The organism is Adlercreutzia sp. St.1H8, assembly GCF_059728655.1.
This window is the reverse complement of sequence record NZ_AP039376.1, coordinates 694125-709164: the sequence shown is the minus strand read 5'-3', so window position 1 is coordinate 709164 and position 15040 is coordinate 694125. Positions and strand designations below refer to the sequence as shown.

General features: G+C 71.4%; 14 protein-coding genes. 1 reads left to right on the top strand and 13 read right to left on the bottom strand.

Features of this window, described 5'->3' with window-relative positions; genetic code table 11:
* Nucleotides 1–296: 296 nt before the first annotated feature.
* From AC6I0Y_RS02550 to AC6I0Y_RS02520, 7 genes are all read right to left on the bottom strand, one after another.
* The gene (locus AC6I0Y_RS02550) at nt 297–1514 is read right to left on the bottom strand and encodes a MerR family transcriptional regulator (protein ID WP_497732882.1); all 1218 of its coding nucleotides are present in this window, start codon (nt 1512–1514) and stop codon (nt 297–299) included.
* Nucleotides 1515–2569: 1055 nt separating this feature from the next.
* Nucleotides 2570–2872 carry an encapsulin nanocompartment ferritin-likeEncB family encapsulin nanocompartment ferritin-like cargo protein cargo protein gene (gene encB, locus AC6I0Y_RS02545; protein ID WP_201751115.1) on the bottom strand — a complete coding sequence of 101 codons (303 nt, stop codon included), beginning with the start codon at nt 2870–2872 and terminating at the stop codon, nt 2570–2572.
* Nucleotides 2873–3059: 187 nt separating this feature from the next.
* Nucleotides 3060–3350: a hypothetical protein gene (locus tag AC6I0Y_RS02540; RefSeq protein ID WP_497732879.1), complete on the bottom strand. Its 291-nt coding sequence runs from the start codon at nt 3348–3350 to the stop codon at nt 3060–3062.
* Between the two features lie 62 nt (nt 3351–3412).
* Nucleotides 3413–3982 carry a preQ(1) synthase gene (gene queF, locus AC6I0Y_RS02535; RefSeq protein ID WP_497732877.1) on the bottom strand — a complete coding sequence of 190 codons (570 nt, stop codon included), beginning with the start codon at nt 3980–3982 and terminating at the stop codon, nt 3413–3415.
* Nucleotides 3983–4088: 106 nt separating this feature from the next.
* The gene (gene queC, locus AC6I0Y_RS02530; protein WP_497732875.1) at nt 4089–4904 is read right to left on the bottom strand and encodes a 7-cyano-7-deazaguanine synthase QueC; all 816 of its coding nucleotides are present in this window, start codon (nt 4902–4904) and stop codon (nt 4089–4091) included.
* Nucleotides 4904–5806, bottom strand: coding sequence for a radical SAM protein (locus AC6I0Y_RS02525; RefSeq protein WP_201751103.1), 903 nt, complete (start codon nt 5804–5806; stop codon nt 4904–4906). The genes queC and AC6I0Y_RS02525 overlap by 1 nt, the downstream gene beginning before the upstream one ends.
* Nucleotides 5807–5810: 4 nt before the next feature.
* Complete coding sequence (locus tag AC6I0Y_RS02520) at nt 5811–6230, bottom strand: 6-pyruvoyl trahydropterin synthase family protein (protein ID WP_160710617.1); 420 nt, start codon at nt 6228–6230, stop codon at nt 5811–5813.
* Nucleotides 6231–6550: 320 nt separating this feature from the next.
* Here AC6I0Y_RS02520 and AC6I0Y_RS02515 point away from each other — a divergent pair, with 320 nt between their 5' ends.
* Entirely contained in the window at nt 6551–6982 is a 432-nt protein-coding gene (locus AC6I0Y_RS02515; RefSeq protein WP_497732873.1) for a hypothetical protein, read from the top strand.
* 227 nt (nt 6983–7209) lie between these two features.
* On the opposite strand, the gene AC6I0Y_RS02510 is transcribed toward AC6I0Y_RS02515, so the two are convergent.
* The 6 genes from AC6I0Y_RS02510 to glmU all read right to left on the bottom strand — a co-directional run bounded on the left by AC6I0Y_RS02510 (nt 7210) and on the right by glmU (nt 14744).
* Nucleotides 7210–7827 carry an IMPACT family protein gene (locus tag AC6I0Y_RS02510; RefSeq protein ID WP_160710645.1) on the bottom strand — a complete coding sequence of 206 codons (618 nt, stop codon included), beginning with the start codon at nt 7825–7827 and terminating at the stop codon, nt 7210–7212.
* On the bottom strand, nt 7827–9683 hold the full coding sequence (locus AC6I0Y_RS02505; protein ID WP_497732870.1) for an ABC-F family ATP-binding cassette domain-containing protein: 1857 nt from the start codon (nt 9681–9683) through the stop codon (nt 7827–7829). Before AC6I0Y_RS02505 ends, AC6I0Y_RS02510 begins: the two co-directional genes overlap by 1 nt.
* 2 nt (nt 9684–9685) lie before the next feature.
* Nucleotides 9686–11050 (bottom strand): DHA2 family efflux MFS transporter permease subunit, encoded by a 1365-nt coding sequence (locus tag AC6I0Y_RS02500; RefSeq protein WP_497732868.1) that lies wholly within the window; start codon nt 11048–11050, stop codon nt 9686–9688.
* Complete coding sequence (gene pth, locus AC6I0Y_RS02495; RefSeq protein ID WP_497732866.1) at nt 11050–11607, bottom strand: aminoacyl-tRNA hydrolase; 558 nt, start codon at nt 11605–11607, stop codon at nt 11050–11052. Before pth ends, AC6I0Y_RS02500 begins: the two co-directional genes overlap by 1 nt.
* A gap of 39 nt (nt 11608–11646) precedes the next feature.
* Nucleotides 11647–12618, bottom strand: coding sequence for a ribose-phosphate diphosphokinase (locus AC6I0Y_RS02490; protein ID WP_160710125.1), 972 nt, complete (start codon nt 12616–12618; stop codon nt 11647–11649).
* A 761-nt stretch (nt 12619–13379) separates the two neighbouring features.
* Nucleotides 13380–14744, bottom strand: a complete 1365-nt coding sequence (gene glmU, locus AC6I0Y_RS02485; RefSeq protein WP_160710124.1) for a bifunctional UDP-N-acetylglucosamine diphosphorylase/glucosamine-1-phosphate N-acetyltransferase GlmU — start codon at nt 14742–14744, stop codon at nt 13380–13382.
* Nucleotides 14745–15040 lie beyond the last annotated feature (296 nt).

Genomic DNA, 15040 nt, shown 5'->3' with positions numbered 1-15040 from the left:
CAACGCCCTCCCGACCCGGAGGACGCAGCCGCTGCGCGCGACGGCCACCACGACGCGTGTGCGCTCGGCGCCCCTGGGGTGGCGCCGCGCCGCTGCCGCGCCTGGCGCGCTCGCGAGGCAGAAGGCTGCGCCCCGCGGCGATTGCACCCGGTCGGAGGGGGTGACGCGCCGCGCTTCGCTCTCCCCCCGCTCTCGTCTCCGCCCAAGGGAGCCGCCCCCCGAAAACGCTCCGATGACTCGCTCGGCTGGGCGGGTTGTCGCACGCGGCGGCAGCGCTTGCGTCGCGCTTCGCTCCCCTAACCGCGCAGGCCCTCCCAGTGATCGGGCGGCAGGGCGCCGGCGCCCTCCTCGACGGCCCGCGCCACGGCGACGGCCGCGAGAGGGAGCGCGGCTGGATCGAGCCCCACGCCGCCTTCCGGGTCGATGAACGCCATGAGCTCGCCATCGGCCAGCGCGTTGGCGGCGAAGTCGAGCACGCAGGCGCACAAGCGCCCGTACGCAGCGCGGCCCGCCGCCTCGGGCACAGGGCCCTTTCTGAGATAGAACCCGCCGGTCATACGGCCTATCAGCCAGGCCAGCTCCTCGGCCGCCACGCGCGCCGCGGGCGCAGACGCGCGCGGTTGCGCAGCGCCGGCCCAGCGCGTCGGCCCGCCCGCCTCCTCGCCCTGCGCGATGGCGCGCACGAGCGGCGCGGCCTCGCCCATGAACCGGCGCAGGAACACGAGGAGAAACGCCATCTCCACGTTGGCGCACATCGCCTCACCCCCGGCGCGCTCCACCTCCGCTGCGATGGCGCGCTCGTCCTCGAACAGCGCCCACCAGCCAAGGAGCCCCAGATCGTCGCAGGGGTGTATGTAGAGGTCCCACCACGATGACAGCAACCCCACCAACCGCTCGAATGCCGCGAAGCCCGCCAGGGCGCCCGCGCTCGCGAAGTCCTCGACGATCTTGCCGAGCGCCAGGAAGGCAACCTCGCGTTCCTCAGGCGTCTCAAGCTCGTCGGCCCAGCGGCGCCCGTGCTCGTAGGGCGGCAGCGCCCGCGCCGCATCTGCCAGGTCATCGACGATCGCCGGGCCGGCGACGAGTCCGTCGACCAGGTTCGATCCCGTTATGGACAGCATGCGCGCGAACAGGATGAGGTCGCGCAGCTTGGTCTCCTGCCGGCGCAGAGCGGCCAGCTTCTCGTCGAGCACCGCCAGGATGACGGCGTCGTCCGCATCGATGACGGCCTTGATCTCGCTCAGCGTGAGACCGTATTCCTTGAGCGCGATGATCCGGCCCAAGCGGTCGATATCCCCCTCGTCGTAGAGCTTGCGGTTGTTCGCCACGCCCTCGCCGCTGCGACGCGGGCAGAGCAGCCCGATGTCATCGTAGTGCTGCAGCGTGCGCGCGCTCACGTCGGTGAGCCGCGCGACCTCGCCGGCGGTCATGAGCCGCCCGCCCTCGGCCTGGCCGTGCACGAACAGCAGGGGACGCTCCTCTCCGCGGTCGGCGTCGTTCTTCTCGTTGGTCATGCGGCTGGCTCCTCTCCCCGCGACGGCGCGCCTCGGCGAGACGCGGCTTCATTCTCTCCCCGAAGCATACCGGTGCACGTAACGTGCAGGTCAACTGCTATGGAGAAGAAATTCCGAGAAACTGGCCGAAAAGGGTGCGGTTTACGCGGATTCGAAGGCGTCTGGCGCTGCCGCAAATACGTTTCCCCAGGTCGCGGATGGCTGGTGGGCGCCCCTGGGCGCTCTGGGCGCGTAAAGCGCGCCGTTTTTGGCCAGATTTCGGGAACAAGGCGGAGCGCTCGCTTGCGCGACGGGACAAAAGCGGGGCGCCTGCCTTGTCGCAGAGTCGATGGCAGCGCGACGGGAGGCTCCAGCGCGCACGCCTCGACGCCGTTTTCGGGAGGGACGGGAATTGGGCGGGCGCTCGCGAAATGAAAAGGCTTGAGAAGCGAGGGGGGGGGTCGGGGGGTCGGGGGGTCGGGGGGTCGGGGGGTCGGGGGGTCGGGGGGTCGGGGGGTCGGGGGGTCGGGGGGTCGGGGGGTCGGGGGGTCGGGGGGTCGGGGGGTCGGGGGGTCGGGGGGTCGGGGGGTCGGGGGGTCGGGGGTCGGGGGGTCGGGGGGTCGGAGGTCAGCACCGCCGCCGGGTCGCAACATCCACCGCTCCAAGTCGCCAAGGCCTTCCTTCCGAGAAACTGGCCAAAAACAGCACGGTTTACGCTCCCAGACAGCCCCGAGGCGTCCTCTGGCCACCCCCGACCTGGGGAAACACGCGCCAAGAAGCGCCGGGGACATTCAAACCTGCGTAAACCGTACCCTTTTTGGCCAGATTTCCGAAACCTCCCCGCCAGCTCGACGCCCCGACACTGCGAGCCGGAAACCGCACCCCGCATCGCAGCGACGACACGGCAGACCCAGACCGGAGCCCACCGGGAAGCAAGGCGGCCCCGTACCATCGGGAGTGCGAGGCGCCACCCCCCCGCCGCCGAGCCCCAGGAGCGCCGCCGAGACGGGAAGCCAGACGCAAAAAAGCCCCGGACGCTTACGTGACCGGGGCCCAGGCAGCCTGCGTGCGGCGCCCTACTTCTTCTTGCCGTCGAGCATCTCGCGAACCTCGTCACGGCCCTCGTCATGGAATCCCTTCTCGTCGGGAGCCAGACGCTCCAGCAGCTCGAGGAGCTCGCCCATGTGCTCGCGCTCCTCGTCGCGGATGTCGGAGAGCACCTTCTTCGCGTCCTCGTTGTCGGTGGCCAGGACGTGCGCGTCGTACTCGTGGATGGCCTCGAGCTCGCCCACCAGATCCTGGCGGATGGCGTTCACCAGCTCCTCGTCGGTGAGCTTGCGCGGCACTTCCATGACGAACGGATTGGACAGGATTGCCATAGTCGTTCCTTTCTACGGACAGGTACAACCGGATGCCGCGGCGTTGATCCATCCGCAGCGTTGCGCCCATCTTAGGGAACCGTCGCGCTCGCGGGGAGCGCGCTTGCCCGTCGCAACCAAGTCGTAGGCGCGGCGTAAGCACGGCGACGCCGCGCCGTCCGCGGGGAGGGCACCAATGTCCGCCGCCCTAGCAGCCGACGCCCCCGTCGCCAGCGCCGGCCCGCGCAGCCCCGCCGGCAGCCTCGCAGCGCCTGGCTGCGAAACCAGCAGGCCCGCCTTCTGCGCACTCAAGCTCGCGCCCGATGAGGCCGCTCGCCACCTCGAAGGCCGCGATGCGCCTCCGCGCCAACGTGATCTGGGGCTTCAGCCGCGAGGCGTTCTCCTTCGTCTCCAGGGTGCGCAGCGTCTCGCGCAGCTTGTGCAGCGTCGAGTCCACCTGCCGACGCGCCTCGGCCAGCTCCTCTTGCGTGTAGTCCACCTTGACCCCCATCGACGAGCAACCGCCCGCGCCGTCGCCACGCGCCTCCGCAGCCGCAGCGCCTAGCGGTTGTCCACCTTCTCGGGATACAGGTCGTGCTGCGAGAGGCGCGTCCACGCCACCTCTTCCCAGCGCGTGCCGGGGCGGCCGTAGTTGCAGTAGGGATCGATGGAGATGCCGCCACGGGGCGTGAACTTGCCCCACACCTCGATGTACTTCGGATCCATGAGGGCGATGAGATCCTTCATGATGATGTTCATGCAGTCCTCGTGGAAGTCGCCGTGGTTGCGGAAGCTGAACAGGTACAGCTTCAGCGACTTGCTCTCCACCATGAGCTCGCCGGGCACATAGGAGATATAGATGGTGGCGAAGTCCGGCTGGCCGGTGATGGGGCAGAGGCTCGTGAACTCAGGGCAGTTGAACTTCACGAAGTAGTCGTTGTTCGGGTGCTTGTTGACGAACGTCTCCAAGACGGAGGGGTCGTAGTCGGCCGGGTAGCGCGTGCCCTGGCTGCCCAGGTGCGTGACGCCGCCTTCGCGGGTCTCGTCCTCGTCGCGGCCGGCGGCGGGGGCAGGCGCGCCGCCGCGGGACTGGAAGTCGGCGAAGGCGGCAGACAGGCTGGATGCGGTCATGGGAGGATCCTTTCTCGAAGGGAACGCCCCGGCGGGCTTGCGGCGCGGGAGCACGGCAACCGAGCCGTCGACCCGGCAGCCGGGCCGGGCGGTCCAGGCGCGAGCGTCAGCCGAGCAGCGGGTCAGGCGCGCCGTTGGCAGCGAAGGCGGCGGCGCGGTCAATGCAGGTGGCGCAGGTGCCGCAGGGAACCGCACCGCCCTCGTAGCACGACCACGTGAGCTCGTAGGGCACGCCGAGCGCCAGGCCCTCGGCGACGATGGCCGCCTTGTTCGCGTTGACGAACGGCGCCTCCAGACGCAGCTCGCCGCCGGTTCCCTCGGCGATGGCGCGGGCCATGGCGTCCACGAACGCCGGCGAGCAGTCCGGGTAGGCGTTGCCGGCCCAGTCGTCGTGATGGGCGCCGTAGAGCACCGTCGAGCACCCGAGCGAGAGCGCCATCGACGCGGCCGACGACAGGAACAGCCCGTTACGGAACGGCACGTAGGTGCTCACCGGCGCGCCCGCCGCGGCGTCCTGCTGGTCGGCGTAGGCACCCTGGGGCAACGCGACGTCCGAGTGGGACAGCAGCGAGCAGTCGCTCTCGGCGAAGATGGCGGCCAGGTCGAGGAAGCGCTGCTCGACGCCGTAGTAGGCCGCCACCGCGCGGGCGGCGTCCAGCTCGCGGACGTGGCGCTGACCGTAGGAGACCGACAGCGCGCAGACGTTGGCGGCGCCGTAGTCGCGCACTGCCCGGGCCAAAAGCGTCGTGGAGTCCACGCCGCCGCTGCACAGCACGAGCGCCTTGGCCGGCGCGCCGGCAGCCCCGGCTCCGGCGGGCGCGCCGGCCTCGGCGGCCCTGGAGCCCGCGCCGGCCTCGGCGGCCTCGGCAGTCATGCCTGCGCCCTGCGTGCCTTCTACGCGCACCGCGTCCTCCCCCGCCATCAGACACCTCGCTCGACGCCGGGCCAGATAACCTTGTGGAGCTGGAGCTGCAGCGTGGCGTAGGCCATGGCGTGCGCGCGCATGAACTCCACCACCACGGCCGGGTCCATCTCGCCCCGGATGGGGCTCAGGTACACGCCGCAGCGGCCGGCCAGGCCGTGAGCCTCCACCACCGCGAGCATCGCGTCCAGGTCGCCCGCATCCGCGATGACGAACTTCACCACGTCATCGGCGCCCAAAAGCGCGTAGTTGTCCTCGTTCATGGCGGAGTCCTCGCCGCTGGCGGGCAGCTTGCAGTCCAGGGTGAACCCGAAGCGCCCGGGCACGCCCTCCTCGGCCAGGCGCTCGCGCAGCGCCGCCAGCGGACGGATGGGCTGCGAGCCGTTCGTCTCGATCTCCACGAACAGCGGGCCAGGCGCAGGCGGCTCCTCGGCGGCGGCCGACGCGCGCTCCACGAGCGACGCGTAGGAGGTGACCCCCTCATCGCCTCCCGGCGCCGATCCGGCGCGCACCAAGGCCTCCACCAGGGCCGACGCTCCCGACTGCAGCAGTGGCTCGCCGCCGGTGAGCGTGACGCACTCCACGCGCGCCTCGCGCACCCACGCCACGAGCTCCTCAGCGGTACGCCACTCGGTCACCGCATCGGCGCCCTGGGCCCAGGCGGTATCGCACCAGCGGCAGCGCAAGTTGCACCCGGCGAACCGGATGAAGGCCGCCAGGCGCCCGGCATGGGTGCCCTCGCCGTTCACAGACACGAAGCGCTCGGCGACGGGCATGATCTCGGCGCGGTTCTCGGCCGCAGCGCGCCGCTCGGCGGCCTGGACGGCCTGACGTCGCGCGCGCTCCTCCTTCGCCACCACGTCCTCCAGCCACTCGGGCAGGGTGTTGTCCTTCTTCGTCATGGGGCTACCTCCGGTAAATCGCGCAGTTGGCGGGCGTCTCGTACACGTCCACCTGGGAAACGGGCAAGCCACGCTCGGCCAGGCGGTCGAAGAACCACCGGGCCAGGTTCTCGGCCGTCACGCGGAAGGGCACCATGAACAGGGTGAAGCCCTCGCGCTCCAGGCACGCCAGCGTATCGGCGGCCAGCGAGCCCTCCTCTACGATGAAGCGGTGGTCGAGCTGCTCGGTGAGCGCACGCAGGGCGCCCTTGAAGTCGCCGAAGTCCACCACCATGTCCTTGCAGGTGCCCTCCTTCTGCAGCTCGTCCACCTCCAGGTAGGCCACCACGCGCCAGCGATGGCCATGGAGGTTCTCGCACTTGCCGTGGTAGTCGGTGAGGAAGTGCGCGGCGTCGAATTCGCTCTCGGTTCTCAGTCCGTACATGGGGGCCTCTCTCGTTCGGGGCCGGCCCCGCGTCGCGGCCACGGGCAGGCAGCAAGCAGGATCGGCGGTGCGGTCGCGCACCATTATAGGCCAGCCGTCCCGCCGCCACGGAAAACCGGGCGCGTTTCGCAAATTTCGACGGTTTTGCACTCTTGGCGACCGCCAGCAAGGCGCTCGCGCCCGCAGGCGAGCGCGTTTCTCCAGGTCGGCAGCGGCGACGCCGCGCCTCAGCGCGCACCGAGGGTGCAAAACCGTCGAAATTTGCGTCGCGGAGCGCCTTTTTCGGGGTCGCGCGGGCGCGGCGCGGGGAGGACGACGGGGTGGAGGGGGTGGAGGGGGTGGAGGGGGTGGAGGGGGTGGAGGGGGTGGAGGGGGTGGAGGGGGTGGAGGGGGTGGAGGGGGTGGAGGGGGTGGAGGGGGTGGAGGGGGTGGAGGGGGTGGAGGGGGTGGAGGGGGTGGAGGGGGTGGAGGGGGTGGAGGGGGTGGAGGGGGTGGAGGGGGTGGAGGGGGTGGAGGGGGTGGAGGGGGTGGAGGGGGTGGAGGGGGTGGAGGGGGTGGAGGGGGTGGAGGGGGTGGAGGTACGGCTGAGACGCCCGCGGGAGCGGCGCCAGTCGCGGGGGGCACAGCGGCGCCAGTTGCGGGGCGTGACGCCCGCGAGGGGGGCGTCTCGGAGACGGGCGCAAGATGCGGGCCACACGAGCGAGGACAACGGCGGCTCCCGTGCGGGCGAGGCGGGACGTCCGGCGCCTTAGGCGTGAGACGCTCGCGAGCGCAGCGCCAGTCGCGGGGCAGTCGGGCCGCCGGTCGCGAGACAGAGCGGCTGCGAGCACGGCGCCGGACGCGAGGGCGGACGGGACGCCTGCGGGCACGTCTCGAGCGCCGGACGCGAGGGCGGGTGTGACGCCCGCAGGCGCGTCGCCGATCGCAGTCGCGGGACGCTCGCGGTCGTGCCCCCAGGCAGCGGCCGCCTCCAGGCTGCCTAGAACGCGGCGTCGAAGGGCTCGCCGGGGAGCAGCTCGGCAGCCCCGGCGGTGGCCTCGGTGAGGACGCGCGCCAGCTCGTCCTGCTGGCCGTCGAGCACGCGCAGCGTGAGGGCCACCGCCGCGCCGAAGTCGGCGTCCTGCACGCGGGCGCCCGCGGCCTCGGCGGCGCGCACCGTCGGCTCGTAAAGGCGGTAGGGCACCTCGGCCAGCACATCGACCACGCGCGAGACGGTCACCACGCGCGCCGCGTCGATGGCCGCGCGCGTCGCATCCCCGTAGGCGCGCACGAGCCCGCCTGTTCCCAGGAGCACGCCGCCGAAGTAGCGCGTCACCACCACGGCCACGTCCTCGAGCCCCGCGTGCTGGACGGCCTCGAGCGTGGGCATGCCGGCGGTCTTGGGCGGCTCGCCGTCGTCGGTGTAGCGCACCCGGCCGCCGCGCAGCACGTAGGCGTACACGTTATGGCGCGCCATGCGGTGCTCGGCCCGCACCTCCTCGATGAACGCGAGCGCCTCCTCCTCGCTGGCCACGGGCGCCAGCTGCGCGATGAAGCGCGAGCGCTTCTCCACGATCTCCGCCGTGACGCGCGCCGCCACCGTCCGATAGGCCGCCATCACTCCCCCAGCTTCTCGGCGGCCTCGAGCCACTCGAGCTCAAGGGCCTCTATCTGGGACTCGAAGTCGGCGATCTCCTCCTGCAAGGCGGTGAGCACCAGGTAGTCGGACGGGTCGGCCTGGGCCATCTCCTGGCGCTTGGCCTCGATCTTGCCGCGCAGGGTGTCGGCCTTCTTCTCGTTGGACGCCATGAGCTTGCGCAGCGCCCGCTGCTCGCCGCCCGTGAGGCGCGCGCCCGTCTCCGGGGCCACATCCGCCACCGCGCCGGCGCCCCGCCTGGCCCCGCCTCCGCGCCCGCTGGCGCCCGCCGCCGCGTCCGCCGCTCCCCCGCCGGCCGCGACGGCACGCTCGCGCGCGTCGACCAGGCGCAGGTACTCGTCCACGCCGCCGGGCAGGTGGCGCACCTTGCCGTCCACGATGGCGAACTGGTGGTCAGTCACGCGCTCCATGAGGTAGCGGTCGTGCGTGACCAGCAGCAGCGTGCCCGGCCAGCCGTCGAGCAGGTCCTCCACCGCGGCCAGCATGTCGGTGTCCAGGTCGTTGCCGGGCTCGTCGAGGATGAGCACGTTGGGCTCGTCGAGCAGGATGAGCATGAGCGCCAGCCGCCGCTTCTGGCCGCCGGACAGGTCGCATACCGGCTCGTTGAGGTCGGCCTTGGAAAACCCGAGGCGCTCGAGCAGCTGGGCGGGGGTGACCTCCTTGCCGTCAAGCATCGTGCGGCGCGAGTAGCGGCCGATCACCTGGCGCACGCGGTCGTCGCCCCACTTCGCCAGCTCGTCGAGGTGCTGCGAGAGCACGGCGAAGCGCACGGTCTGGCCGATCTTCACCCGGCCGGCCGTCAGCTCCTGCACCCCCTGGATCACCCGCAGAAGCGTCGTCTTGCCCGCGCCGTTAGCGCCGACGATGCCGTAGCGGTCACCCGGCCCGATGATCCAGTCCACGTGGTCGAGCACCGGCGCGGCATCGCCGAAGCGCACCGTGGCGCCCTCCAAGTCGACCACCTGCTTGCCCAGGCGCGCCATGGCCATGCGGCGCAGCTCAAGGGGATTGCGCAGCTCGGGCACGTCCGCGATGAGCGCCTGGGCGGCGGCTACGTGGAACTTGGGCTTGGTGGCCCGGGCGCGCGCCCCGCGCGAGAGCCACGCCAGCTCGCGGCGCAGCTGGTTGCGGCGCTTCTGCTCGGCCAAGTCGGCCAGCCGGTCGCGCTCGACGCGCTGCATGATGTAGGCCGAGAACCCGCCCTCGAACGGGTCGATGACGCGGTCGTGCACCTCCCACATGGCGGTGCACACCTCGTCGAGGAACCAGCGGTCGTGAGTGACCACCAGCAGCGCCCCCTGGCCGGGGCGCCAGCGCTCGCGCAGGTGCGCGGCCAGCCACGTGATGGCGCGGATGTCCAGGTGGTTGGTGGGCTCGTCGAGCATGAGCACGTCCCAGTCGCCCACGAGCAGCCGCGCCAGGTCCACGCGGCGCCGCTGCCCGCCGGAGAGCGTGCCCACCAGCCCGTCCCACGGGATGTCGCCGAGCAGCCCGGCGATGATGTCGCGCACCCGTGGATCGGCGGCCCACTCGTACTCCGGCGCATCCCCCACCACGGCGCGCTGCACGCTGTCAGCATCGACGAGGGCGTCAGCCTGGCCGAGCACGCCCACCGACACGCCGCGCGTGCGGATGACGCGCCCCTCGTCGGGCTCCACCATCCCCGCGAGCAGGCGCAGCAGCGTCGACTTGCCGTCGCCGTTGCGGCCCACCACGCCGATGCGCGCGCCCTCGTCCACGCCGAGCGACACGCCCTCGAACACCGTCTTGGTGGGGAACTCCACCCGCGCGCGCTCGCAGCCCAGCAGAAACGCCATGGCTACCGCACCCTCAGGGCCGTGACCGCCAGCACGCCCACGGCCAGCGCGGCGGACAGGCCGAAGGCCAGCTGGTAGCCGACTGCGGCCGCCACGCCCAGCGAGGGCGCCGCAGTGACGAGGAACACCATGGCCGCGGTGCCGAGCGAGGCGCACGCCTGGCGCGCGGTGGCGAAGAACGCGCTGCCGTCCATCACGACCTCACGCGGCAGCTTGGAGAGGCCCCATGACGCGAACGGCCCGATGAGCGAGCTCACGCCGATGCCGCGCACCGTCTGCATGAGCGTCATGAGCCACAGCGGCGTGCCGGCGTCCATGAACGCCATGGCCAGCGACCCCGCGGCCAGCAGCACGGCGGCCGCCATCGTCACGCGGCGCACGCCCACGCGGTCGGAGAGGAACCCGGCCAGCGGGTTGAACAGAAGCGCCGCCACGGTGGCGGGGATGAACACGATGCCGGCCTCGAGCGCCGTGCCGCCCTGGAGGTTCTGGACGAACAGCGGCACGATGAGCGTGATGCCCATGAACGAGGCGAACAGCAGGTTCTGGGCGACGAAGCTCGCGCGGAAGCGACGCGAGTCGAAGATGCGCAGGTCGATGAGGGGATCGTCCACGCGGCGCTGCCGGCGCACGAACAGCGCGAGGCACGCGGCGCCTACCGCGACGCTCGCCCACACCACCGGATGGGCCGCACCCAGGCTCGACGCCTCGGAGAACCCGAGCAGAAGGCCGCCGAAGCCCAGCGTGGACAGCACGAGCGAGGGCGCGTCCAGCCGCGCGTCGCGCGCCGGCGCCGGGGAGCGCGGCACGAGCAGCACCGTGGCCAGCACGAGCGCTGCCAGGATGCCGAGCAGGATGACGTAGAAGCTGCGCCACCCAAGCGAGTCCACGAGCGCGCCGCCGATGAGCGGCCCGATGTTGGGCGCGAAGCCCATGGCGATGCCGGCGATGCCCATAGCCGTGGCGTTCTGCCCTGCGGGAAAGCGGGTCATCGCGATGGACTGGAGCACCGGCAGCGTGATGCCCGCGGCCACGGCCTGCAGCACGCGACCGCCCAGGAGCACCTCGAAGCACGGCGCCGCGCCCGACACCGCGGCGCCCACGACGAAGACGCCGAGCGCCGTCAGCACGAGCGCGCGCATCGGCATCCGCTGGGAGAGCCAGGTCACGGCCGGTACGGTCACGCCGAGCACGAGCATGTAGACGGTGGTGAGCCACTGGCCCACGGCGGCGGTCACGCCGAAGTCGGCGTCGACGCCCTCGAGCATGGAGTTCATCACCGTCTGGGTGAGCGAGCCGAGCGCCGTGGCCAGCACGACGATGGCGAACAGGGCATACACGTGCCCGCGATCGGAGAGGCGGATCATCAGTTGAACCTCTGCTGCGTCTTCTCCAGCCCGTTCTCCATCAGGAAGAGCACCGCCTGGGCGCCGCGATCCACCGCGTAGTCGAAGTCCTCCTTCGCCTCCTTCTTCGGAAGCGAGAGCACGTAGTCGGCCACGGGCATGCGCCCGGGCGGGCGGCCGATGCCCACGCGCAGGCGGAACCAGTCGCGCGTGCCCGTCTTGTCGCAGATGGAGCGCAGGCCGTTGTGACCCGCGTGCCCGCCGCCGAACTTGGCGCGCACGGTGCCCGGGTCGATGTCAAGCTCGTCGTGGACGACGATGAGGTGCTCGCCGTCCACGCCGTAGGCGTTCATGAGCTGCTTGACCGGGCCGCCCGAGGTGTTCATGTAGCTCTGCGGCTTGGCCAGCACCACGTCGTGGTCGCGCCAGGCGCCCTTGGCGGTCAGCGCGCCGCACTCCGTCTTCCAATAGCGCACGCCGATCTCCTCGGCAATGGCATCCACCACGTCGAAGCCGGCGTTGTGCCGGGTGTGCGCGTACTCATCGCCCGGATTGCCCAGGCCCACGATCAGGTACATTCCTCGCCTTTTCTTCCCTTGTCCGCCCCTGTGCGGCTGCTACAGCGCGAAGTCCGGGTCGAACAGGTCGCTGACCGAGCGGTTGGAGTAGACGTTGGCGATGGCGCGGGCAAAGAGCGGCGCCACGGAGATCACCTTGATCTTGCCCGTCTGGTACTCCACCGGCACGGGGATGGTGTCGCAGACCACCACTTCCTCCACGTCCAGGTTGGCCATGCGCTCGAGGCCCGGGCCGGAGAACACGGGGTGGGTGCAGCAGACGTAGATCTTCTCGGCGCCCTTGTTCTTGAGCGTCTCCACGGCGGCCACCACCGAGCCGCCCGTGTCGATCATGTCGTCGTTGAGAACGCAGATCTTGCCGTTGACGTCGCCGATGAGGGCCGTGATCTCGGCCTTGTTGTGGCCGGGACGCCCCTTGTGCATGATGGCCAGATCGGCCTCGAGCATGTCGGAGAGCTTCTTGGCCGCCTTGGCGCGCCCCACGTCGGGCGACACGACGCAAAGCTTGTCCTTGTCGAGGTTCTTCACCTTGAAGTAGTCGGCGAGGATGGGCAGGGCCGTGAGGTGATCCACCGGCATGTCGAAGAAGCCCTGGATCTGGCCCTGGTGCAAGTCGATGGACATGACGCGCGTGATGCCCGAGGTGGTGATGAGGTTGGCCACCAGCTTGGCGGTGATGGGCTCGCGGGCCGCCGCCTTGCGGTCCTGGCGCGCGTAGCCGTAGTGGGTGATGACCGCGGTGATGGTGCGGGCCGAGGCGCGCTTGGCGGCGTCGGCCATGATGAGCAGCTCCATGAGGGCGTCGTTGATGTGCTCGCCGGCCACCGACTGGATGAGGAACACGTCGGCGCCGCGGACGCTCTCCAGGTAGCGCGCGTAGATCTCGCCGTTCGAGAACTTCTCCAGCTTCACGTTGCCCAGGCTCACGCCCAGCTCGTTGGCGACCTTCTCCGCCAGCTCGGGGTTCACCGAGCCGGAGAACAACGCCAGGCTCTTCTGCATTTCGGTCATGAAGACGCTCCTTCAGGTAGGCCAGCCCCGCCGCGGGCGGGTTTTCCGTCGTCCGGCTATTGTAGCCCCGACGACCGCCGACGGCACCCCACAACGGGCAATCCGCGCGGGAAAGGCACGGCCCGCGGGGACGGAGCGCGACGTGCGGGGCGTGCTGAGCGCGGGGTGCGGGAGCAGAGCAGGCGTGGCATGCGGGGAGGAGCGCAGGGGAATGCGGGGTGCGAGGTGCGGAGCGCGGGGAAAGCGCGAGTGCGGACGGCGCAGGGCGGGGACGCGCGAGGCGCGCGGGAGCGCAGGGGGGGGTGCGGGGAGAGGCGCTCGATGCGCGGGGTAGGGCGAGCGCCAGCCGTCTCAACCGCCTCCCAGGGGCGGCCCCTCCCCTGCATCCCCTCCAACCTGGGCAGAATCGACGGTTTGGCGACGTTCTCGGGCGTCGCGCGCGCCGGCTTCCGCGCAAAACCCCAGGTCGCGGAAAGCGGGAGGCGGCCAGGACGCACGATTCGGGGCGAAATCGGCCGTTTTTCGTCGTAAAACCGTCGATTCTGCCCAGGTCGCCCCCTCTCCTCCGCAGTTGCCCACGCCCCCCCGATCCCTTCGGCGCCTCCGCCCCGCGCGCCTTTCCCTCGCACCCTCGCGCCCGCGTCGCGCCTCCGCCCCGCGCTCGCGCGGCGGGTGCTTCGCGCAAAAGACAGGCCCCCGACCGGCGAGGCGATTGCCTCAACCGGCCGGGGGCCTGCGGCCATCGGGGAAAGAAGGAGGGGTTACTCCCCGTGATGGGCCTCGACCCAGCCAGGCTTCTCAACCTGGCGGGCGCGGCCCAGCCCGAGCGCCCCGGCGGACACGTCCTCGGTGATGACCGAGCCGGCGCCGATGACGGCCCCCTCGCCGATGGCGACCGGCGCCACGAGCATGGTGCTCGATCCCACGAACACGTCATCGCCGATGACGGTTGCGTGCTTCTTGGCGCCATCGTAGTTGCAGGTGATGGTGCCGGCACCGAGGTTCACGCCCTCGCCGATGGTGGCGTCGCCCACGTACGACAGGTGCGGCACCTTCGACCCCTTCCCCACCGTGGACTTCTTGATCTCCACGTGGGTGCCGGCCTTGGCGCCCTCGCACAGATGCGCGCCGGGACGCAGGTAGGCACGCGGCCCGCAGGTGGCGCCGTCGTCGATGACGGCTTCGACGGCGACGGTCTCGTCGATGACGCAGCCGCGGCCGACGCGGGTGTCGGCGAGGCGCGTGTTGGGGCCGACGACGGAATCCTCGCCGATGGCCGTGGCGCCCATGAGCATGACGCCGGGCAGCAGCTCCACGTCGCGCTCGATGGTGACGTCGGGACCAATCCACACGGTGTCGGGGTCGGTCATGGTGACGCCGGCAGCCAGGTGGGCGTCGTTGATGCGCCGCTGCATGGCCTTGGTGGCCTGGGCCAGCTGGGCGCGGGAGTTCACGCCGAGGCACTCCTCCGGGTCGGCAGCGCGCACGGCCACCACGGGCCGTCCGGCCGCACGGCTGATGGCGATGACGTCGGTGAGGTAGAACTCGCCCTGGGCGTTGTCGCTGCCCACCTGGGCGAGCGCGTCGAACAGCGCGAGCGCGTCGAAGCAGTAGAAGCCGGAGTTGCACTCGGTGAGGGCGGCCTCCTCGGCCGTGGCGTCCTTCTGCTCGACGATGCGCTCCACCTGGCCCGACGCATCGCGCACGATGCGTCCGTAGCCGAAGGGGTCGTCCATCTCCATGGTGAGCACCGCCACGGCCGCGCCGGCCTCCTCGCGGGCGCGGGCGAGCGCGGCGATGGTGTCGGCCGTGATGAGCGGGCAGTCGCCGGAGAGCACCGCCACCGAGCCGTCGAAGCCGGCGAGGGCGTCCTTGCAGGCCAGCACCGCATCGGCCGTGCCGCGCTGCTCGCGCTGGACCACCACCTCGGTGTCGGCCACCAGGGGCTCCACCTTCTCGCGGCCGTGGCCCACCACGGTGACCAGGCGGTCGGCGCCGGCGCCGCGGGCGGCCTCCACCACCCAGCGGACGAGCGGCCGGCCGAGCACCTCATGGGCGACCTTGGGCTTCTTCGACTTCATGCGCGTTCCCGCGCCGGCAGCGAGGATGATGGCAGCAGTTTCCATGGAACCTTCTCTCGTGGCGCGCCCCGAGGGCGCTTCGTGGCAGATCGCGGGAGCGGCGGGCGCCCGCATCGCAAGGCGGCCCCCATCGGCCGCGCCGCGAATGCCCGAAGTATAGCGCACCGTCATGGAGGCCTCGCGAGGCGCCCGACGAGCGCGAGGAGGACCTGCGGGGGCGGAGACGGGGAGGGACGGAGACGGGGATGCTGGGGGGGTGCTGGGGGGGCTGGGGGACGAGACAGGTGCGGACGAGCGGAATAGCAAAGGGAGCGACGCGAAGCGGCAGGAGGGACAAATGA